Annotated in this window: 23 protein-coding genes; 18 read left to right on the top strand and 5 right to left on the bottom strand. The window is 38.2% G+C overall.

The window, feature by feature from the left end; translation table 11 throughout:
- The first annotated feature begins 17 nt into the window (after positions 1–17).
- Both EHQ59_RS04575 and EHQ59_RS04570 read left to right on the top strand, forming a co-directional pair.
- Positions 18–2,180 carry a neutral/alkaline ceramidase gene (locus tag EHQ59_RS04575; RefSeq protein ID WP_135617977.1) on the top strand — a complete coding sequence of 721 codons (2,163 nt, stop codon included), beginning with the start codon at positions 18–20 and terminating at the stop codon, positions 2,178–2,180.
- Between the two features lie 98 nt (positions 2,181–2,278).
- Positions 2,279–2,941, top strand: coding sequence for a TetR/AcrR family transcriptional regulator (locus EHQ59_RS04570; protein ID WP_135617976.1), 663 nt, complete (start codon positions 2,279–2,281; stop codon positions 2,939–2,941).
- Here the strand turns inward: EHQ59_RS04570 and EHQ59_RS04565 are convergent, their stop codons facing one another.
- Complete coding sequence (locus tag EHQ59_RS04565) at positions 2,942–3,595, bottom strand: TetR/AcrR family transcriptional regulator (protein WP_135617975.1); 654 nt, start codon at positions 3,593–3,595, stop codon at positions 2,942–2,944.
- A 126-nt stretch (positions 3,596–3,721) separates the two neighbouring features.
- Between EHQ59_RS04565 and EHQ59_RS04560 the strand changes: the two genes are divergently transcribed.
- The 5 genes from EHQ59_RS04560 to EHQ59_RS04540 all read left to right on the top strand — a co-directional run bounded on the left by EHQ59_RS04560 (position 3,722) and on the right by EHQ59_RS04540 (position 9,307).
- Complete coding sequence (locus EHQ59_RS04560) at positions 3,722–5,716, top strand: oxidoreductase (RefSeq protein WP_135617974.1); 1,995 nt, start codon at positions 3,722–3,724, stop codon at positions 5,714–5,716.
- Positions 5,717–5,726: 10 nt separating this feature from the next.
- Positions 5,727–7,481 (top strand): acyl-CoA dehydrogenase family protein, encoded by a 1,755-nt coding sequence (locus EHQ59_RS04555; RefSeq protein ID WP_135617973.1) that lies wholly within the window; start codon positions 5,727–5,729, stop codon positions 7,479–7,481.
- 77 nt (positions 7,482–7,558) lie between these two features.
- Positions 7,559–7,876: an EF-hand domain-containing protein gene (locus EHQ59_RS04550; RefSeq protein ID WP_244245384.1), complete on the top strand. Its 318-nt coding sequence runs from the start codon at positions 7,559–7,561 to the stop codon at positions 7,874–7,876.
- A gap of 203 nt (positions 7,877–8,079) precedes the next feature.
- Positions 8,080–8,937, top strand: coding sequence for a PAQR family membrane homeostasis protein TrhA (gene trhA / locus EHQ59_RS04545; RefSeq protein ID WP_135617971.1), 858 nt, complete (start codon positions 8,080–8,082; stop codon positions 8,935–8,937).
- Positions 8,938–9,019: 82 nt separating this feature from the next.
- The gene (locus EHQ59_RS04540; protein WP_135617970.1) at positions 9,020–9,307 is read left to right on the top strand and encodes a hypothetical protein; all 288 of its coding nucleotides are present in this window, start codon (positions 9,020–9,022) and stop codon (positions 9,305–9,307) included.
- Positions 9,308–9,360: 53 nt separating this feature from the next.
- On the opposite strand, the gene EHQ59_RS04535 is transcribed toward EHQ59_RS04540, so the two are convergent.
- Positions 9,361–10,320 (bottom strand): NAD(P)-dependent alcohol dehydrogenase, encoded by a 960-nt coding sequence (locus EHQ59_RS04535; RefSeq protein ID WP_135617969.1) that lies wholly within the window; start codon positions 10,318–10,320, stop codon positions 9,361–9,363.
- Positions 10,321–10,464: 144 nt separating this feature from the next.
- Here EHQ59_RS04535 and EHQ59_RS04530 point away from each other — a divergent pair, with 144 nt between their 5' ends.
- Positions 10,465–11,127, top strand: a complete 663-nt coding sequence (locus EHQ59_RS04530; RefSeq protein ID WP_135617997.1) for a TetR/AcrR family transcriptional regulator C-terminal domain-containing protein — start codon at positions 10,465–10,467, stop codon at positions 11,125–11,127.
- Between the two features lie 6 nt (positions 11,128–11,133).
- Here EHQ59_RS04530 and EHQ59_RS04525 read toward each other — a convergent pair whose 3' ends face one another.
- Positions 11,134–12,987 (bottom strand): alginate export family protein, encoded by a 1,854-nt coding sequence (locus EHQ59_RS04525; protein ID WP_135617968.1) that lies wholly within the window; start codon positions 12,985–12,987, stop codon positions 11,134–11,136.
- A gap of 261 nt (positions 12,988–13,248) precedes the next feature.
- On the opposite strand from EHQ59_RS04525, the gene EHQ59_RS04520 reads away from it, so the two are divergent.
- From EHQ59_RS04520 to EHQ59_RS04480, 9 genes are read left to right on the top strand one after another with little or no spacing between them, the layout of a single operon-like run.
- Positions 13,249–14,100, top strand: coding sequence for an EboA domain-containing protein (locus EHQ59_RS04520; RefSeq protein WP_135617967.1), 852 nt, complete (start codon positions 13,249–13,251; stop codon positions 14,098–14,100).
- Positions 14,101–14,108: 8 nt separating this feature from the next.
- Positions 14,109–15,134 (top strand): TatD family hydrolase, encoded by a 1,026-nt coding sequence (locus EHQ59_RS04515; RefSeq protein ID WP_135617966.1) that lies wholly within the window; start codon positions 14,109–14,111, stop codon positions 15,132–15,134.
- Positions 15,135–16,001, top strand: coding sequence for a UbiA-like protein EboC (gene eboC / locus EHQ59_RS04510; protein WP_135617965.1), 867 nt, complete (start codon positions 15,135–15,137; stop codon positions 15,999–16,001). It begins immediately after the preceding gene.
- A 5-nt stretch (positions 16,002–16,006) separates the two neighbouring features.
- Positions 16,007–17,170, top strand: coding sequence for a 3-dehydroquinate synthase (locus tag EHQ59_RS04505; protein ID WP_135617964.1), 1,164 nt, complete (start codon positions 16,007–16,009; stop codon positions 17,168–17,170).
- A complete protein-coding gene (gene eboE / locus EHQ59_RS04500; RefSeq protein ID WP_135617963.1) occupies positions 17,167–18,384 on the top strand; it encodes a metabolite traffic protein EboE in 1,218 nt (405 codons plus the stop codon). Before EHQ59_RS04505 ends, eboE begins: the two co-directional genes overlap by 4 nt.
- Positions 18,381–19,775 (top strand): alkaline phosphatase family protein, encoded by a 1,395-nt coding sequence (locus tag EHQ59_RS04495; RefSeq protein WP_135617962.1) that lies wholly within the window; start codon positions 18,381–18,383, stop codon positions 19,773–19,775. The genes eboE and EHQ59_RS04495 overlap by 4 nt, the downstream gene beginning before the upstream one ends.
- 41 nt (positions 19,776–19,816) lie before the next feature.
- Positions 19,817–21,025, top strand: a complete 1,209-nt coding sequence (locus EHQ59_RS04490) for a Crp/Fnr family transcriptional regulator (RefSeq protein WP_135617961.1) — start codon at positions 19,817–19,819, stop codon at positions 21,023–21,025.
- Between the two features lie 51 nt (positions 21,026–21,076).
- Positions 21,077–21,472 (top strand): DoxX family protein, encoded by a 396-nt coding sequence (locus EHQ59_RS04485; RefSeq protein ID WP_208652325.1) that lies wholly within the window; start codon positions 21,077–21,079, stop codon positions 21,470–21,472.
- 6 nt (positions 21,473–21,478) lie between these two features.
- A complete protein-coding gene (locus tag EHQ59_RS04480) occupies positions 21,479–21,793 on the top strand; it encodes an ArsR family transcriptional regulator (protein WP_135617959.1) in 315 nt (104 codons plus the stop codon).
- 28 nt (positions 21,794–21,821) lie between these two features.
- On the opposite strand, the gene EHQ59_RS04475 is transcribed toward EHQ59_RS04480, so the two are convergent.
- Both EHQ59_RS04475 and perRA read right to left on the bottom strand, forming a co-directional pair.
- Entirely contained in the window at positions 21,822–22,790 is a 969-nt protein-coding gene (locus tag EHQ59_RS04475) for a ketopantoate reductase family protein (protein ID WP_135617958.1), read from the bottom strand.
- Positions 22,787–23,215: a peroxide-responsive transcriptional repressor PerRA gene (perRA, locus tag EHQ59_RS04470; protein WP_135617957.1), complete on the bottom strand. Its 429-nt coding sequence runs from the start codon at positions 23,213–23,215 to the stop codon at positions 22,787–22,789. Before perRA ends, EHQ59_RS04475 begins: the two co-directional genes overlap by 4 nt.
- Positions 23,216–23,693: 478 nt before the next feature.
- Between perRA and EHQ59_RS04465 the strand changes: the two genes are divergently transcribed.
- On the top strand, positions 23,694–25,215 hold a 1,522-nt coding region (locus EHQ59_RS04465; protein WP_425270118.1), incomplete at its 3' end, for a PP2C family protein-serine/threonine phosphatase.

Genomic DNA, 25,215 nt, shown 5'->3' with positions numbered 1-25,215 from the left:
AGATTCGGAGAGAGTATATGAATTCCCAAATAAGTCCTATGGTTCGCGCTTGTGTTACCATTCTGTCCTTTCTTTTTGTTTTGGCATGTGCCGACAAAAAGCCGTCTCAGCCCGCCATACTTGGTTTAGTTGGCGTCGATGAAAAAAGTCCGATGACTGATTCAAATTCAGATCTGACGTCTAGTGCTGTTATCAGTCGATCTGTAACACCTAATCTCGGTTCGTCTCCCTATTTAGTAGGTGTTGGAATCTCTGACATTACAGGTCCTGCGGCCGAAGTGGGTATGATGGGATTTGCAGAGACGGCTCAAAAAACAGAAGGGATTTATATGAGACTTTGGTCTCGTGCTTATATCATTGGGGATGCTTCCAAACGAGTTGTGTTTGTCAGTGCCGATTTGGGTATGATTTTTCAGTCTATCAAACAGGCGGTGAGTCAAAAAATAGCAACCGATTCAGAACTTGCTCCTTTTTATTCAGATGCAAATGTTTTGTTATCGGCGACACATACTCATAGTGGTCCTGGTGGTTACTCACATTATTTTTTATACAATGCAACGACTGCAGGTTTTATCAAAGAAAACTTTGATGTCATAGTCAATGGAATTTATCGATCCATCAAATTAGCTCACCAAAACTTAGTTCCAGGAAACGTTTATATCAACCAAGGTGAACTCACTGATGCGAGCAAAAATCGGTCTGTGGAAGCATATGACAAAAACCCTGCGAGTGAACGAAATTATTATCCATCCAATGTTGACCAAACGATGACCTTGCTTAAGTTAGTCGCGGCAGATGGTAGGGAATTGGGAATGTTGAACTGGTTTGCCGTTCACCCTACAAACGTAGGCCCAACGAATAAATTGATTGGTGGTGATAACAAAGGTTTGGCGTCTTATTTATTTGAAAAAACAAAAGGAACAAACTACCAAGCAAACCAAACTTTTGTCGCTGCTTTTGCACAGTCTAATTCCGGCGATGTCACTCCGAATTTATGGGGACCTGCGGATGGAGTGAATGACTATGTGAGGCAAAATATCATTGCCAACAAACAATTCCAAAAGGCTTTGAGTCTTTACCAATCAGCAAATACTTTAGTATCAGGTTCAGTTGATTTTCGTCATACCTACGTTAACTTTTCTAATCTCTATGTAAGTAGTGTGGGAACAACAACTTGTCAAGCTGGTATGGGTGCTTCTTTTTCAGCGGGTAGTGTGGAAGACAATGCAGTCTCTGTGGATTTTTTTGATGAAGGAACTACTGTTGATTCCTTGGACTGGAATTCTAATACGGCCGATGCATTCAAAGCAAGTTTTTTAGGTGGAGCTCTTGGTGTTTTGTGGCCAAACTCTGTTAGTGAATCGTATAAACTCTGTCATGCGGAAAAACCGGTTCTCATTCCTACTGGTGTTGCGAGTTTTGATGGAAATCCTTGGACTCCTCCCATTATCCCAATTCAAATTATCAAAATAGGAAATTTATCCATCCTTGCTATCCCTGCGGAAGTATCTACTATGGCAGGTAGAAGGATTCGAGCTCTAGTCAAAAATATTATGGAAAATGAATATACAGTGATTGCGGCTCTTTCCAATTCCTATACATCATATCTCACAACGAGAGAAGAATATTCTTCGCAACAATATGAAGGAGCATCCACTCAATTTGGTCCGCATACATTGAAAGCTTATGAACAAGAATTTGGAAAATTAGCAACTGCAATGAAAAATGGTGGCAATGTTCCAATTGGTCCCATTCCTCCTGATTTGACAAACTACCAAGCCACATTCCAAACCGGAGTTGTATTTGATGATGTTCCTTTATTCAAAAGTTTTGGGAATGTATTCACTCAACCTGCTTCTACCTACGGTAGTGGTGCAAAAGTAACGGCTGTTTTCTGGGGAGCACATCCTAAAAACAATATGTTAATCGGGAGTAGTTTTGTGGATGTGGAACGTCTAAATGGTTCTACATGGACAGTGGTTGCCCGAGACAATGATCCATCCACAACTTACAAATGGCAAAGAGATGGAATCGCATATTCTAAAATTACAACAACTTGGGACTCCACTTCTTATCCGAAGGGAACATATCGCATTCGTCATCGTGGGCATTGGAAATCGGGATGGACGGGTTCCATCAATGCCTACCAAGGGATCACAAACAACTTCACTATCCAATAAGAATATCTGAACAATCACCTCGCCTGACCCGTTCTTGGGTCAGGTTTTTTTCTTTGCATCGGGATTGACTCGTTAGGATTCTCCGAGATGTTCGTACTATGGATAAATTGGTAGACGCATCCCTCTCTCCTGACCTTGCTTCAAGGCCGTTTAAATTCACAAGTAAACAAGGAAGAAATCGTCGTGCCCAACTTCTATCGATTGCGTTTGAACTCTTACGCGAAAAAAATCCCGAAGAAATTAGTTTTGCTGATATCTGTAAAAAAGCAAAAATTCCCAGACCTTCTGCTTACCATTTTTTCCCAAACGTAGAAGCAATTTTTCATGGCATCCGGTTATTACACTCGGAAGGTGTGGTGGAAAAACTCATTGCCTTAAAAAATCAAAATTTTCGAACCTGGAAAGAATACATTGAAAAATCCATAGATGTCGCAGTAGAAGTGACCAATTCTGAAATTGCATTCCCTCGATTGATTTATGGTTACCGAATGAGTCATCCTGAAATGAGACTTGTGGGGCAAGAGTTAGATGCCAAATTAGCAAATCTCACCAAAGAAGGGTTAGTTCAAAAATTTGAACTCAATCATTTGGATACCTTAGATCGAGTTTTTGGTGTTGCCATCTCCATTGCAGACTCACTATTAAAATTATCGTATAGAACATATGGTGATTTTACACCTTGGATGGTGGGTGAGGCAAAAAAGGCAACGATCTCTTATTTACTGAATTATTTTCCCGAGGATTGTGAACCTAGAAAATAGTTAGGTTTTCATACCATTATATGCATATTCAGTAACAGTCTGAATAAACTTTTCCATCTCATTGATATCATTTTTCATCTGCAATCTTCCTTCTAAAAATAACATTGCGATTCCATGGATCATTGCCCAGGATGCTAATGTTTTTTCTCTGGTTTGACCTTTTTCAAGGTAACCCAAGTTTTGACCCATCCGAATGATTTCATGTAACTGCCGATAGGTTCTCCTCGAAACAGAGGATAAGGTCGGACTCAAATTGGATTCCACTCCCATCCCTCCAAACATAATTCGTGCAAATTGCCGATTGTTCATAATGAATTGGAAATAGGTCCATCCAAGGGCTCGGTATCTTCCCTTAAAATCTTGTTCTGTTTTTTGCAATTCGATTTGATAAGCTTCAAAGTATTTTTGAAATCCAATTTCGGCGATTGCAGAAAATAACGCGTGTTTGTTTTCGAAATGATGGTAACTAGCAACATGACTCACTCCTGCTTTTGCGGCAACTTTCCGTAAGGAGATTTCTTCCAAGGATGTGGTTTCTAATAAACTGACTCCTGCTTGGATTAAGGCTTCACGAACATTAACACTGTTTATTTTGTTTGGACGGCCCACTCGTGGAGTTGTTTTGGATTTGCCTTTTTGTTTTTTTGCCACCATTTTAGGCCTATTTTTCGTGATTTCTGAGAATTGACTAGCAGATATTTACCGTTGGTAAATTATTACTTGTTTCAAAAATGAAATATGTTACCAATGGTAAATTAAATTCGTTCCCAAGGAATTTTTATGAAATTAGCATTTACCCCTATCAAACTAGGGAATGTCACTCTACCGAATCGATTTCTCATGGGTTCTATGCATTTGGGCGTAGAAGGGGAAACAGGTGTTGCAAAGAGAATGGCAACATTCTACAGCAAACGGTTCGAAGGTGGAGTTGGAATGATCGTCACTGGTGGGATCAGTGTCAATGAAGAAGGGAAAGGTTCTAAATCATTTTTCCAATTTTTGGATCCCGAACATGCGAATGAACTCAAAATTCTAAATTCCTTATTAAAAGGACAAGGAATTCTTTGCGCCCAATTATTTCATGCAGGTCGTTATGCATTTGATAGAAATTGTGTGGCACCTTCCGCAATCCGAGCACCAATCAATCGTTATGTGCCAAAAGCGTTAACGGAAGAAGAGTGTTGGCGAACGATCGAAGATTTTGGGCGTTCCGCAAAAATCGCATATGAAGTTGGATTTGGGGCGGTGGAAATCATGGGAAGCGAAGGTTATCTCTTAAATCAATTTTTCTCACCAGTGACGAACCATCGCAATGATCATTTTGGAGGGGATGCCAAACGACGAATGAATTTTTCCCTCGAAGTACTTCGTGCCGTGAAAAAAAATCTACCAGAAGGTTTTCCTATTATCTTTAGAATGTCAGGGATCGATTTGATTCCAGGAAATCCAAGTTTTGAAGAAGTAATTGGATTATCTAATGCGTTACGAGATGAAAATGTAACCGCACTTAATATCGGAATTGGTTGGCATGAGTCAAGAGTTCCTACGATTAGCCAATTGGTACCGAGGGGGGCTTGGGTTCCCATTGCTCGTCGTATCAAAGAAAATACTCCTGGTGTTCCGATCATTGCTTCAAATCGAGTGAATGATTTTTCTACCATTGAAGCAGTATTTGCAGAACAGAGTGTGGATATGATCTCCATGGCTCGTCCTTTTCTAGCTGATCCTTTTATCGTTCAAAAATTGTTTACTGGGAAATCAGAACGAATCAATACATGTGTGGCTTGTAACCAGGCATGTCTCGATCATGCCTTCCAAGAAAAACATGTATCTTGTATTGTAAATCCAATGGCGATGAATGAAGAGAAGTATACAGTCAAGAAAACAGATCATCCAAAAAAGGTTTTAGTCATTGGAACAGGACCTGCGGGACTGGAAGCCGCGCGTGCATCAAAGGAACTTGGACACGATGTGACCATTTTAGAAAAACGGGAGCAAATTGGTGGGCAGTTCCAATTGGCATCTCATATTCCAGGAAAATCAGAATTCAATGAGACGATACGTTATTATCAAAATGAATTAACCTCAATTGGAGTGAAGATCCAATTGAATACAGAAGCAACAATCCAAAGGATTCAGAGTGAATCACCAGATGTTGTGATATTTGCCAGTGGAGTGGTTCCAAGAGAATTTCAATTAAAAGGTTTAGAATTATTACCTCACGGAAGTTATGCGGAATACCTTACGGGAAAATTTACGCCAGGGCAACGAGTGGCAGTGATTGGTGGTGGTGGGATTGGTGTGGACGTAGCCCATCGTTTAACGGAAGAATCAGATCCAACACTTGAATCATACGATAAAAAATACAATATCTCTTCTTTCACAAATGCAGTGGTGCAAAAGGAAGCTGTTAGCCGTAAGGTGGCTGTGTTTCGAAGGAATGGAAAACATGGAGCAGGGCTCGGGCCAACAACCTTTTGGGCACTCAAACAAGAATTGGAATCCGTGGGAGTTGAATTTTACCAAGGATTGAGTTACAAAGAGGTCACCAAGGAAGGACTAGTTGTTGTTTTTAAAAATGGAGAAGAGTTATTATATCCTTGTGATTCTATCATTTTATGTGTTGGGCAAGAAAAAGAAGATTCACTTTATGGAAAATATTCTAAACAGTTCCCAAATCAAAAAACAATCCTCATTGGCGGAGCAAAAGATGCACGTAATATAGACGCCAAACGAGCATTTCACGAAGGAATAGAAGCAGCATTTAGTATTTAAGGAGAGACATATGATCGCAAATAATTATTTTTCAGAAGATAAAGACCTACAGTTGATTTTTAATGAGTTAATTGATTGGGAATCCATCGTAAGAGAGGCAGAAGGGGAAAACTTTTTTGACCACAAAACGTATACCGAAACTAAAAACAATCGCTATGAAATGGCTCCTTCTTCCCTAGAAGAAGCGATGGAGTTATACACATCTAGTTTGGATGTTATGGGTGATTTTTTTGGAAAGGATGTTTCTCAAAAATCTCAGATCATGGATCGCAATGAATTAAAGTATGAAAATGGAAAAGTGATTTTTCCAAAAGAAACTGGCGAAATTTATGAAAAATTTCGAAGCACCGGTTTATTAGGTTATTCTCTTCCTAGGGAAGCGGGTGGTTTGAATTTTCCTGCGACTGTGGGTGCATTTTATGCGATGATTATGGCTCGTGCAGATGTAGCCTTTTGTATGACGACAACCCTTCTCAATTTAGCACAAATTGTTTCTCGATTTGGCACAAAGGAACAAATTGAAACTTATGCAACAAAGGCGGCCACTGGGGAATGTTTATTTGCAATGTCTCTCACGGAACCTGATTTTGGATCTGATTTAAATAGTGTCCGAACGATTGCTGTCAAACAAGAGGATGGTTCATATCGATTAACAGGTACTAAACGGTTTATTTCGCAAGGATGTGGTCTTGGTGATTATCCTGCATTACTTTTAACCTTAGCTAGGACGGGAAAACCAGATGGAGGTGCAAGAGGCCTTTCTGTATTTTTAGTCAAAAGTTCTGACATCACAGTTGCTGGGATTGAAAAAAAGATGGGGTTACATGGTTCTCCCACATGTGAGATTGTTTATGACAATAGTTATGGGGAAATTTTAGGAGAAGAAGGACTGGGCCTTACTCGTTACACAGCGGGGATGACAAATTTTATGAGACTTGTCAGTGCTTCTGGTGGATGTGGTGGTGGAGCTGCAGCATATTACGAATCCCTAAAATATGCAAACGAACGGAATCAGTTTGGAAAACCCATTATCGAAATTCCCGCTGTATTTGAAATGGTCAATAAAATCAAAAGGGAAACCAATGCCATGCGTCTTTTAACCTTAGAGACTGCACGAGTCATTGATATGTACCAACACCATCAAATACGTTTGGAAAAAGAAGGAAAACCGGATCGAGATATCAGAAAAGACGAAAAGGTAAAATATTGGTCAACACTCGCCTCGATTTTAACTCCGATTGCTAAATATTATAGCTCTGAAGAAGGACATAAAAGTACGAGTATCGCTGTACAAGTATTTGGTGGTGCTGGTTACACAGAAGATTATGATATTTCTAGAATGTTTCGCGATTCAAGAATCAATACGATTTATGAAGGAACCTCTCAAATCCATGTGAGGATTGCAACGGGTGCGATCCTTGCTGGAATGGCTGGAGATGGTAATTTTAGAAAATATCTAAATTCTTTGAAACAAGAGATACCTAATCCTTCTCGGTTTTTACTCGAACAAGAACAAGTCCTAGAAGCCTCCATTTTGGAAATGCGCAAAATAGATTCGGATACAAGAAAAGAAACCGTTGCTGAAAATTTAATGATCCAAATGGCTCGTTATCTCTGTTCTTTGTTGTATGAAAAATCCATTTCCAAAATCAAAGAACAAGAAATGAAACAAAGTTGGGAATTGGATTGTCAGTTGTATGTGGTTGATAGTGCAGCGATCGCACAATCTTCCCTATACCGAATCCAACATTTTGGATTCAATTGAGAAAAAATGGATAAGAGGGATTGACGAATCCCTTTTTATCACTTACTCTTAGCTCCGAGGTTTTTATGAAAATAGGAATGCAGTTGATTTTAGTAGTGTGTATGGCACTATCCCTTTCACTTTTCGCTCACGACAAAGATGCCCCAGGCAAAGGGATGATGGCTGGTGAACATTTTAAGAAAATGGATACCGATGGAGATAAAAAAATTTCCAAAGAAGAATGGCAAAAATTCCATGATGGAATGTTCCAAGAAATGGACAAAGATGCTGATGGTTCTATCTCTGCAGATGAATTAAAAGAGAAACGAATGGACCAAAAAGACAAAATGAAAGAAAAAGCCAAAGAAAACAAAAAACAAGGCAAAAAGAAAAACCAAGCCGCAGATACCGAATAAGAACTTTCGGAGAACCAGTGAACGTTCCTCCCAAAGTTGGGATAAGGGAATTTAGATGGAATTGGTTCTCCGTTCTTGTTTTGATTTGAATCGAAAGTGTTGATAGAATAGGAACAATTCTCTATTCGTCTTTGTATTTTTGAAACTTTTCTTTGGGTTGACCCTCATACTCGATAAGGGTGTAATGAGACCAGTCCAAACGAATGAAAGCCAAAAAAGCGAAACCAAAACCAAAACAAAAACCATCTTCCTCAAAAAAAACTTCCGATCAAAAATCAATTTCCCAATCGAAGACAAACCAAAAAAAATCATCTAAATCAATTCTAAAAACGGATTCAAATCGTTCTAAGGGTTCGAAATCCAAAACGGTAGAAAACGAGAATGATTCTATCCAAGCCTTAATGGACACGGTGCATGAATACTCCATTGGGCATGAAATCGCAAATTCAGTCACTCATGGAATTGGAGGTGGGCTTTCCATCGCCGGACTTTCCATCCTTGTCACCATGGCAGTTCTCTATGGAGATATTTGGCATGTATTCAGTTCCGCAATTTACGGAGCAACACTGATCATTTTATACTTAGCATCCACTCTCTACCATGCGATTTACCATACTGCTACAAAAAAGATTTTCAAAGTCATTGATCATGCTTCCATTTATCTATTGATTGCTGGAACTTATACTCCATTTACGCTTGTTAGTTTGCGTGAAAATTCAGAATGGGGTTGGTATCTATTTGTCATCATTTGGGTTTTGGCATTTCTCGGTGTGGCGTTACTCTTACTCTTTCCTGGAAAGTTTAGTGGGATTCGAGTAGCGGTTTACATCATCATGGGATGGCTTGCCATTTTTGTTGCCAATGATATCCGCACTGCCATTGGTGTCGCGGGAATGTCCTGGCTTGTTGCGGGGGGTTTGAGTTATACCTTTGGTGTGATTTTTTACCTATGGGACAGACTTCCCATGAACCATGCGATATGGCATCTCTTTGTTTTGTCAGGTAGCATTTGCCATTTTTTTGCGATTCTATTTTATGTGATTCCATCTGCTCCAAAATGAAAATTCTGTTTGTCAAAAAGTTTCCACTGAGTAGAATTTTGCTTCTTGTGTAACTTTTTAAAGTTCATAGGTAGGAGAATATATGAGAACATTGGTCACGTTTAGTTTTGCATTGATGGTGTTATTTTCATCAACTGCATTGTTTGCGGAAGATTGTTTTTTGTGTGGAAATGGAAGCACGAATGGTTGCCAACAATGCCGAGGAAATGACAGAAAAGCCTGTGAAAACAAAGGATGTAAAATTTCTGGAACTTCCTCTTGTTCCACTGCTGCCAATGTGAAAGTTTGCAAAGCGGACAGATCGTATGAAGACCTCACCATCTTAGGAACAAAAAAACAAGGTTTACCAACTCAAACCAAACTCAATTAACCTAGAAGACGAGAACAAAGCCCGCTGTCACTGTTACAGTGGGCTTTTCTTACTTATTTTTCTTTTGTTACATCAACCACAACATTCCCTTTTTTATGTCCTGCTTCCACATAACGGTGAGCAGAAACCATATCTTCCAAAGGAAATTTCCGATCAATATTGACTTTGTAAGTTCCAAGATTCACTAAACTAATTAAATAATGTAAATGATCTAATCTTTCTTCAATAGGCCCAAAGTGGATGTTGAGTTTTTTGAAAACCTTTAGACAAAAGGCATCCCACATTTGTCCGAAGTTTGCACCGACAAGAACCAAATGACCACCTTTCTTTAAATGATCCAAATTCATTGGAATTTCTGATTTCCCAACACATTCAATAAATACATCATATTGATGATGACTCGCAATAAAGGATTCGTAGTCATAAGTCTCGTCTGCGCCAAGTGATTTTACCAAATCAAAATTGCCCTGACTACTAACAGCAGTGACATGAGCTCCAAAATGTTTTGCCAATTGGATTGCAGAAGATCCAACGGAACTGGATGCTCCATAAATCACAACGGATTGCCCATTTTGAATGTTACATCTTTTGATGAAATCAAGGGCAGTCAGACCTCCAAAGGAAATGGCAGCACCCTCCGCAAAGGACATCGTATTCGGAAGTTTGGTGACAAGTGCATTTTCTTCTTCACAAATATATTCCGCGTATGCTCCCATTTTGATTCCCCTGGAACCAAGGACTCGATCTCCTACTTTAAAGGAAGTTACCTTTTTACCAACTGCTTCCACGATGCCAGCATAACAAGCTCCAAGAATCACATTTTTCGGTTTCAAAATACCAAAATACAAACGAACCACTTTGGGGTCCGGTTTTCGAATTCTCCAATCTCCTGTATTCACTGCTGTATTGATAATGCGTATTTGAATTTGATTCTCTTTGGGAATCGGGATCTCCCATTCTTCTAGTTTTAATACTTCTGGTGGTCCATATTTTCGATTTGTGATGACTTTCAAGGGAATACTCCTGGATTTGAAAAATACTTACAGTGTAAGTCTGTCAATGAAATTTATTTCTTAAAAAAGAAGAATTTTATATAGAATAGTAGTGATTTTTATGATAGATCCATGATAGTATTTGTAATTGAGGAAAGTGAAGGATTGGCGACCAAAAAAAAGATTCAAAAACCTAGGAAAAACCTTTCGAAAGATTTGGTGATCCAAACAGCCATTCAATATGCAGATCGGAATGGCATAGAAGCTCTTTCTATGAGAAATTTAGCAAACTCATTAGGAGTTGAGGCTATGTCTTTGTACAATCATATTCAAAACAAAGATGAACTTTTGGATGGGATGGTTGAGACTTGTGTGAAACAATTTTTTAAACCCAAACAGGGTGGAGATTGGAAAAAAGAGATCAAAAAACGAGCAAAATCAGTTCGAGAAGTGTTATTAACTCATCCATGGTTGACAGTGTTACTAGTCTCAAGAGTCAATGTGGGCGAACATATGCTTCAGTATTTTAATCTAACTTTAGGATGTTTGGTGGAAGCAGGGTTTTCTTATAAACAAGCAGACCATATCATCAATGCAATTGACAGCCACATTTACGGATTCACATTACAAGAGTTAAATTTTCCATTTTCTCCGGATGAATATGAAAGCAAGGCAAAGGAATACCTTCCTATGATCAAACCCGATGAGTTACCTTATTTTTTGAATCTAAGTAAGGAAGTCGCTAGTGGTAAATACAACGGAATCCATAATTTTGAATTTGGACTGGACTTAATATTAAATGGTTTGAGTCCAAATTCAAAAAAATAAGTTTTGTTAAATCGCAAACACCGTTTGGAAAGTGAAAAAACTTGCATTTGGTTTGAAATCATACCTTCTGTAAGGATCCGTTTCATACGGATTGTTTTTTTGATTTCGAATTGCATCCCCTCCGTATAAAGAACTTGCTCCAAACCAAAAGGAAACATTTTCCCAAGGGGTAACGATATAAATTAAGTTCACCTCTGTCGCGACATGTTTTCCAAGTTTCGGACGATTGGGATTGTAGGCTTCTGTATTGTAAAAGTCTTCTGTAGATGCGGTCTCTCCTGTTGCTTTACTTCCAGCTACATAATTATTATTCTCATAATATCCATCTTGGAGTTTTACTTTGTAATACCAGTGAGGATTGATGATAAATGTACCCCACTTTGAAGATTCATATTTGATATGAAGAGAATAATCTTTGATATTTTGCCAAAATACTAAACCAGAATTTCCATTTCCTGCAAACGGAATCGCACCACCTGCCATCCGTCTCGTTGCAAACATTGGATTATACGTAGCGACACTTCCATCATTTCGATTTGGATCACCAGAGGCTTGCACGTATTGAATTCCAATTCGGAATTCTTTGACAGGAGTATAACCTAACTGAGCTGCTACGATGTTTGCCTTATACCGCACAGGTTCTGAATGTGGAGGTGGTTCCCCTGTGACTTTATTGGTTTTTAAAGCACCATTTTGATTGATCCAATCGGGTGAAACTCTTTCCCCATTAAAACCTGTTTGCCAAGCTGCTTCCACCATCCAATCAATTCCTGTTTCTTTGGGTAAGGCGTTACTTTTTGTACGATTTGTGAGTCGAAAACCAGACGTATTCAATTGGTCGGAATCACGGTAATAAATATCGGAACCATAGGGAGTTGTAGTGGTAGCTTTTTGTTTTTGTTTGTATAAAGTGAAATTATACACTTCAATCCCTAACCATTCCCAAGGTTTGATTCCATAATGCGCACCATAATAACTTGCGTTACCTGGCCCACCAAATCGTGTGGAATTATTTGAAATCATACTATTGGCGTTGTTTTCCGAACTGACAATCGCTCCGATTACATCAAAACTTTGTTTTTGGATGGTGACTGTGGCACGAACTGCATCAAAAGCGTTACCGTTTAAACTATCATTCCTTGCTCCGACAATGCGACCATCACCAAAGTCTAAAATTTGACGACCTGTCCGAACTCGAAACATTTGATTGGTTGTTTTTAAATCTAAAAAAGCTTCTCGAAATCCTGAATAATTATTGAGAGGGACTTCTCTTTGTCTCGTTGTATCGATTGTGGTGCCACCATTCGAAATCACTCCAAATCGTTGGTCAGAAGAACCAGAAGTTACTTCTCCTCCCCATAAGCGTACATCTTGAAATGTGAGTTTAAAAGTTATGTTAGGTGATACATCACCTACTAGATAAAATTGGGTTTGGTTACTGACTGTATTGCGATTGTCAGATGTAGAACGATCAAAGTCCGTATTGTAAAGGGAATCTGCTTTTGGTCTGATTCCAAATCCAACGCGAAACCTATCAGCAAACCACAAACTTTTATTTTCTTGGATCGCTTTTTTCTGTTTGTTTGTGATTTGAAAACTCTTGAAATATTCGCCAGCTAAATTTCCTTTCATAGGACTCACATACTCAGTCGGTTCTTCGGGAGGAGTTGTTTCTTTTGTGGTGTCGGAAGGGCTTTGCGTTGTTGGTGTCACTGGTGCAGGCGCTGGGGGTGGAGGAGGTGCAGGTTCTTCCTTTTTGACGGGAGTGATGAATTGAGCCTGCAAATTTCCTATTAAGAAAAAGAATAAAATAGGAATCAGTAATAATCCAATTTTTGTTTGGTGGAATGCTCTGTACATTTGGTACTCCCTAATTTTTGCCAGTGGAATGGACTGAGTTTAGGTTTCTATCGATTAATTCTCGATTGCGTATGACACCTAATTTTTGAAATGCTATTTGTACAATTTTTTGTAAAAATTGCCTACTATTTTTTAATGACCCCATCGCCGACGTTCGCTAAAAAATGGAAGGCATAAATTCAATCATTTAAAGCCATTTTGCATCTGAATATTTGGTTTACTAGTGTTAGAACTAAAAAAATCATTTCCTGAGTCAGTCTTATGCGTTCGGAATTTTCAGACAATTTACTCCCATTGCTTCAAAAATTAGCATCAGAGAAGGAATGGTTGTGGCTTCAGTCCATTTCACAAATGGAACCAAAAGACCTTATGACTGCATTTGTAAAGGCACCACGATTTTTATCCAAAACCGAGGTCCATTTTCAAAACGATTCCAATGATTGGATTCCCAATGTACCTGGATTTCAAGTGGACCATTGGGATTTAGTTCGTTTAGCCAGAGTTTGGTTTTTAACACATTTTAGTTCTCTGCCTAAAAATGAGTTTACCCATATAATCGAAACTCTATTTGATACAGCAGAATTGAATGAGTTGGTTGCTCTTTATTCCGCATTACCATTGTTATCCTATCCGGAAGTTTGGCTACCAAGAGCAACTGATGCGGTTCGTTCCAATATGGGATCGGTATTTGATGCGATCGCAATTGGGAATCCTTATCCTTACCAACATTTTCCTGAACTTGCTTGGAATCAATTGGTCTTAAAAACTATTTTTAATGGGAAACCGATTGAATTGATTTATGGACTAAAAGAACGAAGGAATCAAAATTTAAGTTTGAGTGTCATTGATTTTGCCAATGAACGATGGGCTGCTAATCGAGAAATCCCTTCTTATGTATGGAGTTTAGTTTCACCCTTTCTTAGAACAGAGGATTTACCCATAATGGAAAAACTACTGAATTCCCAAAACGAATTAGAAGTGATCGCAGCGTCCTTCGTCATTTTTGAATCCAACCGAAACGAAGCAAAAGAATTATGGAATAAACATCCAAAATACCAAGAAGAAATCCAAAGTGGAAAACTAAATTGGTCTAATTACCAAACGAACCTTTAATAATCTTTATGTGTGAATCAAATAAACATTCCGAAAACCCTTCTCATTTTGAAGCTCAATCTGCAGCGAAAGAAATTCCAACACATGTGGATTTGAAATGGGATGAATACAGAGAGAAAATCAAAGGATTCCAATTTTTTGATCCCCATATCCACATGGTTTCTCGTACGACAGACGATTATCAAAATATGGCCCAAGCGGGGATTGTGGCAGTGATTGAACCTGCTTTTTGGGTTGGGCAACCAAGAACTGGCCTTGCTACCTTTAAGGATTATTATAGTAGTTTAGTTGGATGGGAAAGATTTCGGTCATCCCAATTCGGAATCAAACATTATTGTACAATAGGCCTAAATTCGAGAGAGGCAAATAACGAACGTTTGGCTGATGAGGTGATGGAGATACTCCCACTTTACATTTATAAAGAAGGAGTGGTGGGCATAGGTGAAATTGGATTTGATGATCAAACTGACTTAGAAGAAAAATACTACAGATTGCAGTTAGAGTTGGCAAAAGAAGCAAAATTACCTGTTCAAATTCATACCCCTCACCGTGACAAAAAACGAGGAACTGAAAGGAGTATGTCCATATCCTTAGAACATGGACTTGATCCTTCTTGGGTAGTAGTGGATCATAATAATGAAGAAACCGTAAAATCAGTGTTAGACCAAGGATTTTACGCAGCATTTACAATTTATCCATTTACGAAAATGGGAAACAAACGAATGGTTTCCATTGTAGAACAATATGGTTCAGAACGGATTATGATCAATTCCAGTGCTGATTGGGGAATTTCTGATCCACTTGCCATTCCAAAAACAGCTGCCTTGATGTTAGAAAAAGGAATTTCCAAAGAGACCATTCAGAAAGTGACTTATACCAATGCGATTGAAGCATTTTCGAAAAGTGGCCAACTTAATATCTCTGATTTTGAAGTGGGAGTTGCTTCTGATCCATCAGATAAGTATTATGGAAATACGGTATTACGTGGCGGACAACAACCCAAACAAAACCGAAACTCACTTTTGATTGAATAGATGATTTTGAAAGCCACCTTACAATTATTAAGACCTGCCAATCTCGTCACAGCCGTAGCAGATATCTTGGCTGGGATGTGTATCGTAAACTACGCCTGGGATGATCTTTCATTTTTATATTTAGTATTTGCAAGTGTATGTTTGTATGCAGGTGGAGTCGTTTTGAATGACTACTTTGATCGGGACATCGATGCAAAGGAAAGACCAGAACGACCAATTCCAAGTGGTGCAGTATCGAAACAAATGGCATTGGTTTTGGGAGTCACCTTTCTTCTGTTTGGCGTATCGTTGGCCTATATATATCATTGGAATAGTTTTTTGGTTTCGATTGGAATCTGTTTTTTTGTTTTACTCTATGATCAGTATGCCAAACATCATTTTCTCTTGGGTCCTTTGGTAATGGGAATTTGCCGAGGTCTAAATCTGATTTTAGGAATGACTGCAGTGATTCCAATTCCAGAACCTGTCATCTTTTATGCTTTATTACCTGTGGTTTATATTGCCGCGATCACCTTAATTAGCCAAAATGAAGTGTTAGGTGGTGGAAAATCCAAATTCATATTCGCTTTGATTTTTTTTGGAATAGTATTAGGAATTCAGTTATTTGTCGCCTACCAAAAAGGGTATTTTTTTCTTACTATACCTTTTGTTTCCCTTCATTCCATTTTGTTATTTCCTCCACTTTTCTTTGCCATCCGCAATCCGTTACCAATGAATATTCGTAAGGCTGTGAAAATGGGTGTATTGACTTTGATCGTATTAAATGTAAGTTTTGCGGCAAGTTTCGGAATGGGATTGGTTGCCATCATCATTTTGTCTTTATTGCCGATCTCACTTGGGCTTTCGAAAGTGTTTGCGGTTACTTAATCAGTATGAAGGATTTTATACCGAAAAAAATTACATCAGAATTCCAAGTGTCCTTTCGTTATGAGGTTTGTTTTACAAAAAATCTTTTTAGTTCTGATAACTCCTGCTTACGAGATTTTTTCAAGTCGAAACAAATTTTAGAAACACTAAAAAAACTTTTAGTTGTCCTGGATCTTGGAGTGTTTCATAACCATCCAAATTTATCTGAAGAAATCCAATCCTATTTCCAAAACCAAATTCCAAATCTTCAATTCATAGAGAAAATTCTAGTGATTCCTGGCGGAGAAGAATGCAAAAATCAAACTTCTCATTTTGATTCCGTTATTTCTGCCATCAATATGTATGGAATCGATCGCCATTCCTATGTGATGTGCATTGGGGGAGGAGCTCTATTAGATATGGTTGGTTATGCGGCAGCGGTTTCTCATCGAGGGATTCGACTGATTCGGATTCCAACAACTGTACTTTCTCAAAATGATTCCGGTGTCGGTGTTAAAAATAGTATCAATTATGATGGGAAAAAAAACTTTTTAGGAACTTTTGCTCCACCTGTTGCCGTATTCAATGATTCACAATTTTTAGTCAGTTTAGATGACAGAGATTGGCGTTCTGGGATTTCAGAAGCAGTGAAAGTGTCTCTTATCAAGGACAAATCTTTTTTTGAATGGTTGGAAAACAATGCCTTCCATTGCAACAATCGAGTGTTAGATGTCATGGAATCTCTGATTTATCAATGTGCCAATTTACATGTACACCATATCTCATCTGGAGATCCTTTTGAATTTGGTTCTTCGCGCCCTCTCGATTTTGGACATTGGTTTGCTCATAAATTAGAGTATTTATCTAATTTTACCATACGTCATGGAGAAGCAGTTGCCGTAGGCATTGCATTGGATTCGATCTATTCTTACTTGATGGGTTATTTAAATGAATACGATTTAAAAAGGATCATTGAATTACTTCTGAAATTTGGGTTTACATTCAATGATCCAGTTTTAAAGGAAAAAGGGAAGGAAAATCTTTCCATTGCTCTAGAGGAATTTAGAGAACACTTAGGTGGAAAACTAACATTATTGATGTTAGATGGGATAGGTTCCCCACGAGAAATTTATGAAATGAACGAAGACAAATTACTGAAAGCATTTGTCCGTTTACTCCAAATCCGATGAAGACCCAATTTGGCCACATAACCTATTGTACCAATATCCATCCTGGTGAGTCCTGGGCGCATCATTTTGTCGAATTAAAAACACATCTTCCTATTTTAAAAAAGGAACTGTCTCCGAAGGAACCCATGGGCATTGGCCTTCGATTGTCAAATGAAGCCTCCTTGGCATTGGCAAAGGAAAACAATCTGATCGAATTCCAAAATTGGTTAGAAGAAGAGTCCTTTTATGTCATTGCCATCAATGGTTTCCCTTATGGTGGCTTTCATGAAGAAGCTGTCAAAGAAGATGTTTATAGACCCGATTGGGTTACGAAGGAAAGATTTGAGTATACCAATCGTCTTTTCTCCCTATTAAAAGTTTTGTTACCAGAAAAAGGAGAAGGTGGAGTATCAACACCACCTTTGTCCTATTCGTTTTTTGATACAGAGGAAAAAGAGAGATTCTTGCGTAAGGCAAACTGTACCGAACAAATCATTCAAACACTCATAAATTTGATTCGGATCCAAAGGGAGGAAGGAAAAACTTTACATTTAGACATTGAACCAGAGCCAGATGGACTACTCGGAACATTTTCCGATTGGATGAGGTGGTATGAATGGGATTTGATTCCGAAAGCCCTTCCTGTTTTGATCCAAGAATTTGGGTTTGATCCAAAAACAGCAGAAGAGAATATAAAACAACATATCCGTTTGTGTTTGGATGTTTGTCACCTAGCAGTTACATATGAAACAAATTCTTTTTTATTTTCTGAATTAAAACGTTTAGGAATCAAAGTTGGACGGATTCAAGTGAGTTCTGCTTTGAAATTGAAATTTCAAGAACCAATTCAAGAATACATCCATGCATTGAAACCCTTCGATGAAAAAAAATACCTGCATCAAGTTGTATCCTGTACCAAGGAAGGAGAAACAAAATCCTATCGAGATTTAGGAGATGCTCTTGCGGCTGGCGCTAGTTTTGGAGAAGAGTGGAGGATTCATTTCCATGTTCCGATTTTTTTGGAAACGTATGGAAAGTTTTTTTCCACGCAAGAAGAACTGAAAATGGTTTTATCTGAACATAAAAAAAATAGAATCACTCAAATTTTAGAAATAGAAACGTATACTTGGAATGTTTTGCCTGAATCTTTACAGATGCCAATAGGAAAATCCATTTTACGTGAATTGTTATGGCTAAAAACTTTTTTAGAATCGAATCTGAATGAATTGATATGAAACAACCCAAACAAAAATTTCAAAAAACCGTTGTCATCAATGTTGTAGGATTGTCTGAATCCATCCTTTGTGAATTCACACCATTTTTAAAACAATATTTAGAGAATCGAAATACAACTCGGATTCAACCCATGTTGCCTGCAGTGACCACAAGTGTACAAAGTACATACTTAACTGGCAAGTGGCCTAAAGATCATGGCATTGTCGGGAATGGTTGGTACGATCGCACGGAATCGGAAATCAAATTTTGGAAACAATCCAATCCCTTAGTTTCTGGAGAAAAAATTTGGGAAAGAGCAAAGAAGTTGGATCCAAATTTTACCTGCTCCCAAATGTTTTGGTGGTACAATATGTACTCTACGGCTGATTATTCCGTCACACCTAGACCACAATACCATGCAGACGGAGTGAAAGCTCCCGATTGTTACTCCCATCCACCTGAGTTGCGAGAGGAACTCCAAAAGAAATTTGGTTTATTTCCGCTCTTTCATTTTTGGGGACCTAATGCAAACATCAAGTCAACCCAATGGATTAAAGATGCAACTATCTATGTAGATCAAAAATACAATCCAACACTCACCTTGGTTTATTTACCACATCTAGACTATGGATTACAAAAATGGGGAAGTGATCGTTCCCAAATGAAACAGGAACTTTTGGATTTAGATTTAGTCTTAGAAGAATTGATAACCCACTACGAAAAACAAAATACCAAAATTGTGATCCTTTCTGAATACGGAATTTCAAATGTAAATACTCCCATTCACATCAATCGAATTTTACGAGAAAACCAATTATTAGATGTGAGAAAGGAACGTTGGTACGAACATCTAGATGCAGGAGTTTCAAAAGCATTCTCTGTCTCTGACCATCAAATCTCTCATATTTATTGTAAAGATCCAGAAACGATTCAAACAGTGAAAAGAATCGCCAAACAAATTCCAGGTGTGGATCTCGTTTTAGACAAAAAAGAACAAAAACAATTTCATTTAGATCATGAAAGATCAGGTGATGTAGTGCTTGTTGCCAAGGAAGGACACTGGTTTACTTATTATTATTGGTTAGATGATAAATTTGCACCAGATTATGCTCGTTTGGTGGAAATCCACAGAAAACCAGGTTACGATCCAGCTGAGTTATTTATTGATCCAAAGAAGAAATTCGCAAAACTTCGTGTGATTTTGACCATCCTCCGTAAAAAACTTGGGTTTCGATATCTAATGAATTTTATCCCTTTGGATGCAACCCTGGTGAAAGGTTCTCACGGCGCATTACCAAAAAACCCTAATTTTTATCCCTTGTTTTCGGCAGAAATCCCTTTACCGAAGAAAGAAATTTCTGCTATAAAAGTGTACGATTTCATATGGGATCAGATGACCAATGGGATTTAAGTGTTTGACTCGTACCTTGAGAAATCGTTCTTTTTAAAACAGTGTCCGTAGAAGATATCAAAATTGTAACATATTCCAAAGGGGCAGCAATTGTTGTCCAAAATTCCGTAAATACGGGAAATTTCTTTATTGTGAAATCAGGGCGAGTTGCTGTCGATTCCGAGCACATCGTAGTCGACCATGAACTGGCTTTTTATGAAGCTGGGGATAGTTTTGGATTGGTTTCTGCTCTCACCGAACATCGATTTCTTGTGACTCTGTTTGCAGATACTGATGTTGAATTGGTTCAAATCCCAATTCGCCTCCTTGGTTCTTACTTAAAAGAACGAAAAGAACTAGCGATGAAAATTTTAGGTCTTTATTCTAGAGAACTCAGAACACTTCAAAAACACCTTTCCAAAGCCAATCGTCCAGCAGACAGAGAATACCATCCCGAAAGACTTGTACAAAATGCACGCACCTATCTCACTTGGCAAAAACCAAGTTTGGCAGCTTATTCTCTGCAGGCATTTTTAAAATGGTCCAAAGATAACCAATCGAATGACAATGTCCCAGAAGCTTTAGAGTTATTTAAATCAGTTGCTTCTTCTTACAAACCGTTTCCATGGGAGAACATGCAATCCACTTTGGAAGCTGGAGAAATTCTTTTTGTGGAGAGTGAAAAGAGTAACGAAATCTATGTGATTTTGGAGGGGAATGTAAAACTTTTCGGAATCGTAAGGGGTTTTGAGTACGTCATCGATGTATTAGGTCCAGGTGAAATTTTTGGTGAGATGTCACTGATTGACAATGCTCCCCGGATGGCTTCTGCCATCACGGAAACGAAAACAAAAATATTACGTGTCACTCCTGAAAATTTATTCGAGTCAGTGGGACCGTCGTTATTACAAAAGATCTTTGAAAGTATTGCCCGTCGGATTTGGTTTTCCCATCAGAGACTCGTCATTTTAAGACTGAAAACTCCGGTCACCAGATTGTATGCCTACTTATACAATTCAATCCGCGACCAAGACATTCGATTGGGAAGGAACTTGGATGCGAGTCTTTCCATCCCTCACACGATTTATATCCAGATGGATGAACTTTGTAATATGTGTGGGATTATCAAACTCAAACAGGAAAGTATCAATGAGTTTAAGGCGGACACAAATTTAGTCATCGAACCCAATCGGATCACCGTCAAAAGCCGGAAACGTTTGGAAGAAAAATTGGGTCACTTTAAATCTAAAGAAGGGCAAATTGTTGCCTAAATCCATCTAAAATGTGTATGAATTTTCTTTTAATTGTGATTTAGTTCGGTGATGAAAAAGTTTTTCGTATATTCCCTTGCCTCTTTTTACATCATCGCGGGGACAAATCATTTCTTTTCTCCAGAATTTTATTTAGAAATGATGCCTGATTATTTGCCCTTCCATGAATTGTTAAACGTAACAAGTGGACTTTCCGAAATCACCTTGGGTTTACTTGTTTTGTCGGAACGAATGCGAAAATTAGCTTGTATTGGAATCATACTCCTGTTACTTGCTATTTACCCGGCCAATATCAATATGCTTTTGGAAGCATTGGATGGGAAGGATTTTGGAGTTCCGATTTGGGCACTCTATGTTCGTTTGCCGTTTCAATTTTTATTTATATATTGGGCTTGGGCCGTACGCAATCTGCAAATATCAGAAACAAAATCGGTTCATAAGGTATAAATTCGAATGCTAAAAGAACTAAAACGAAAACCAAAAGAGACTACAAAAAAAGTGGGCCAATGGACGTTTTTATCCAATCATTCTCATGTTTTGATATGTTTGAATAAGGATCCAGAGATGCGACTTAAAGATGTAGCAGTGCTTGTCGGAATCACAGAACGTGCTGTGCAAACCATTGTGAAAGATTTAGTAGACGCATCAATTTTACAAAAGAGTAAAGATGGACGTCGTAACCAATACATTATACAAATGGATCAAAAACTCAGACATCCCTTAGAAGCAAATCATACAATTTCGGAACTATTGAAACTAGGAAAGTAATTCGATTTCTTTTTAGTTACTATCAATTTCAATATTGATTTTCTAATTGGATCACTTCGGATACTACTTTTTCATTCATAGGAACTGATACACCTACCCGTTTTGCCGCTTCAATGACTTCCCCGTTGATCGAACGAATTTCTGTTTTTCTTCTGTGATCCAAATCTTGGACCATGGAGGTTCTAATCTTAAAATACTTCAAACCTAATACGATCAATATCAAATGACGTATCCAATTGGGAAGTGAAGATTCTCCGTCACCTAATTTTTGTATGGGGAAGGAACCAGGAACTACTTCTTCTTTGATATGAAGTTGTTTCATTACCATTTTAATTTCAGACAAAATCGAAATCGCTTCCTTTCGGTGTTCTAAATTTAAAAATAAATCTCCCAAACTAGTTTGTTTGGAGGCAGCAAGACCGTTGATGATTGCATTGATCCCAAGTTTATGCCAGCGGTAACCAAGCAAATGTTCGGTGAGAATCACGGGAATCCATGGTTCTAAGAGTGAATGCCAAATAGAATCCGGTTGAGATTGATCCGCACCACCTAAAATCAAACTTCCTACATTAGATTGGAAATAAACTCCAGTTGATAAATACTGGGTATTCCATCCAACAACGCCACCAATGATCTTTTCCTTTAGAGAAGGAAATTGTTCCTCAGGTAACCCGTTTTGAATGAGAATCCATTTTCCATTTGGTTTGAGTAAGTGTTTCGTACTCTCGATGTAATCTTTCAATTTTTGATTTTTACATCCGAGGAAAATATAATCGAATGTATCTTTTGCACTGTTTACCATCTCTAAATGCTCGCTAAGCTGCATTTCTTTAGGTTTGCCTTGGGGACCTTGGAAGTGGATCGGAGTCCGTAAAGACTCTAATCTCAGCGTGTCTTGGCAAAGAATGGTGAAGGGGACCTTGTTTTGAACCAGTGCATGCAAAATGGTGATTGTGACAGAGCCAATCCCACAAATGGCAATGGAGGGAGTGTTCATTTCCCTCTTAAAGTGATAACGAGTTTTGCGTTCTCTAACTGTTTTCCGGTTTTTTGGAAATAACTTTCCTTCAGTTCGGAAAGGACAGTTTCTTCCAGAGTTGCATTGAGTTCAATGTCCACGATCTCACCTGAATTTTCATCCAAAGCATGGTGGTGAATTCCTGTGTTGGAATCAAAATGAGTCACTCCCGATTTGAGTTCCAAAGTCCCGAGTAATCCTTTTTCGGCAAATAACTTGAGGTTATTAAAGATCGTGGCGCGCGAAGCATGAGGGAAATGAGTGTTCACCAAATGGAAAACTTCTTCCGCAAACAAATGTTGGTGTTTCTCAAGGAGTAGGTGAGCCATTTCTAACCTCTGGGAGGTCGGCCGAATTCCGTGAGATTCCAATAACTCTTTCGTTTTTTGGTAACTTAAGTCCATTCCCTTAACAATTTCTTTCCTCTGGAATATTTGTCAATAATTAGACTAAGTCTAAAACATTCTCGATCCAGAAAAATGAGTGAGTTCACCTAAAATCGCTTTGTTCCACTGGATTTTCACTACAACCGATGCGTTTTTTCCGTATTGATGGATCTTTCTTTCTGTTCCTTATGTTTGGATTTTGTCATATTACCATATAATTTCAGTTAAACGATATTTCTGTTTCTCAAACTTACTCGGTGTGTAAAATTCAGGTTTGAGTTTGAATCTACTGGGTAAAAAAATCCTTGCACTCCCTCGATTGGGGGATCTAATCCTTTCGGTGATTGACTCGGAAACGAAAGAACCTTCAGCGAATCGAATCTGGGGATTCGATACACGGACTTTTTTACTCTCAATGCTACAATTGCACCCAGTCTTGCATACCCATCCAATCCGACAAAATGAACCGATCCCTTTGAATACTCTTCTTCGAAAGATTTCCTATTTGCTTTGTTTAGTTTTCCTCACAAGTTCCCTTTCCGCAGAAATTGATTCATTAGAAGATGGTTGGTCCTTTCAATTGGAAGGAGAATCTACTTTGCAAAAAGTCAAAGTGGGTGTTCCCCTTGTGGAGCAGGGGTACAAAGTTCCACTTCGGGGTAAATACCACCTAACTATACCTATATCGAAATATCCGAATTCCTCCTTATCTGTGTATCTAGACAGAGTTCATTCTGCTGATCAAACCTTTTGGAACGGAATCAAGATTGGTGAAACGGGAAGAATGTCTCCTCATTATTATGCGTATTGGCATAAAGTTCGGTATTACGAAATTCCAAATTCTATTATCATAGTAGGGGAGAATCATTTAGAAGTTTTGATAGAATGTCGTGAAACGGAATTCCGATGCGGAATTTTTCGTTCGATCCCTTTGTTTGGGACACAAAATGAAATCAAAGACAAAATGATTTATGAAGATGTAAATCAGATTGTAATGGCCGCTTTATTTTTTGGAATTTTTTTACAACAGGCAATTGGTTATGCCTTAAATCGATCTTCCAAGTCGGGATTGTATTTAGCAGGTACTGCCATATTTTTTGTTTGTTGGCGTTTGCCTGGACTTAACAAAATCCATTTTTTAGGAATCCATCCTGAAATTTTGATTCGATTGTTATTCTTTTGTCAATTCATCTTTCCCGTCTTCATTATGTTATTCGTTCATACTTTGTTTGATCGAAAGATTACAAAAATTGCTTTTTTAACTTTTTTGTTTGATTCCATTTTGGCTTTAATCCAATTATTTGAGATGAATCCTGATTTACGGTTTTATTTTGTATACATTTGGTATATTTTACTTGGAATCAAAGTACCAATTTTAATTGAGCTCTTGGCAAAAAATTATAATAAATCGACAGAGGCCATCGTTGTTTCGTTAGGTGCTCTTGTTGCCACTTTTTTTGGAATCGCGGATGTTCTCACGGATGTGATTACTGGGAAAAATGCATATTTAACCCAATATGGAATTTTGACTTTTTTGTTTTCCGGTGTTCTTGCGATTGCCATCCAAAGTTCTCGAACCAAAAGAGATCTTCGAAATTTAAACGAATCTTTAGAGATGATTGTTACACTACGCACTCAAGAACTTCAAAAACAATACAAGATACTCCACGATGATTTGCTTATGGCAGCAAGTCTACAATCCAAACTGATTCCTCCTATGGAATTCAAACATAATGATCTGAGTGTCACTTCGGTATTTATGCCAATGGAGAAAATTGGTGGTGATTATTTTGATTTTTATATTCATGATGATGGCAGTATCACGTTTATCCTTTGTGATGTGTTGGGGCATGGAATCGCCGCTGCTTTAATTGCCAGCATGTTGAAAGTGAATTTTTTGGAGATTGCACCCAAATTAAAGGATCCTGCTGCATTTTTGCATGAATTAAATACGAAGATGTTACCTGTTGTAGAAAAAAATTACATCACTGCTGTTGCGAGTCATTTTGATTTAAAAA

This window comes from Leptospira kemamanensis (assembly GCF_004769665.1).
GTDB lineage: Bacteria > Spirochaetota > Leptospiria > Leptospirales > Leptospiraceae > Leptospira_A > Leptospira_A kemamanensis.
This window is presented reverse-complemented; position numbering and strand designations above follow the sequence as displayed.

Coding starts and splice junctions, on each gene's coding strand:
- EHQ59_RS04520 (WP_135617967.1), top strand. CDS start 13,249: ATGCGTTCGGAATTTTCAGACAATTTACTCCCATTGCTTCAAAAATTA.
- eboC (WP_135617965.1), top strand. CDS start 15,135: ATGATTTTGAAAGCCACCTTACAATTATTAAGACCTGCCAATCTCGTC.
- EHQ59_RS04560 (WP_135617974.1), top strand. CDS start 3,722: ATGAAATTAGCATTTACCCCTATCAAACTAGGGAATGTCACTCTACCG.
- eboE (WP_135617963.1), top strand. CDS start 17,167: ATGAAGACCCAATTTGGCCACATAACCTATTGTACCAATATCCATCCT.
- EHQ59_RS04495 (WP_135617962.1), top strand. CDS start 18,381: ATGAAACAACCCAAACAAAAATTTCAAAAAACCGTTGTCATCAATGTT.
- EHQ59_RS04570 (WP_135617976.1), top strand. CDS start 2,279: ATGGATAAATTGGTAGACGCATCCCTCTCTCCTGACCTTGCTTCAAGG.
- EHQ59_RS04525 (WP_135617968.1), bottom strand. CDS start 12,987: ATGTACAGAGCATTCCACCAAACAAAAATTGGATTATTACTGATTCCT.
- perRA (WP_135617957.1), bottom strand. CDS start 23,215: ATGGACTTAAGTTACCAAAAAACGAAAGAGTTATTGGAATCTCACGGA.
- EHQ59_RS04550 (WP_244245384.1), top strand. CDS start 7,559: ATGCAGTTGATTTTAGTAGTGTGTATGGCACTATCCCTTTCACTTTTC.
- EHQ59_RS04485 (WP_208652325.1), top strand. CDS start 21,077: ATGAAAAAGTTTTTCGTATATTCCCTTGCCTCTTTTTACATCATCGCG.
- EHQ59_RS04575 (WP_135617977.1), top strand. CDS start 18: ATGAATTCCCAAATAAGTCCTATGGTTCGCGCTTGTGTTACCATTCTG.
- EHQ59_RS04555 (WP_135617973.1), top strand. CDS start 5,727: ATGATCGCAAATAATTATTTTTCAGAAGATAAAGACCTACAGTTGATT.
- EHQ59_RS04475 (WP_135617958.1), bottom strand. CDS start 22,790: ATGAACACTCCCTCCATTGCCATTTGTGGGATTGGCTCTGTCACAATC.
- EHQ59_RS04505 (WP_135617964.1), top strand. CDS start 16,007: ATGAAGGATTTTATACCGAAAAAAATTACATCAGAATTCCAAGTGTCC.
- EHQ59_RS04515 (WP_135617966.1), top strand. CDS start 14,109: ATGTGTGAATCAAATAAACATTCCGAAAACCCTTCTCATTTTGAAGCT.
- trhA (WP_135617971.1), top strand. CDS start 8,080: ATGAAAGCCAAAAAAGCGAAACCAAAACCAAAACAAAAACCATCTTCC.
- EHQ59_RS04540 (WP_135617970.1), top strand. CDS start 9,020: ATGAGAACATTGGTCACGTTTAGTTTTGCATTGATGGTGTTATTTTCA.
- EHQ59_RS04565 (WP_135617975.1), bottom strand. CDS start 3,595: ATGGTGGCAAAAAAACAAAAAGGCAAATCCAAAACAACTCCACGAGTG.
- EHQ59_RS04480 (WP_135617959.1), top strand. CDS start 21,479: ATGCTAAAAGAACTAAAACGAAAACCAAAAGAGACTACAAAAAAAGTG.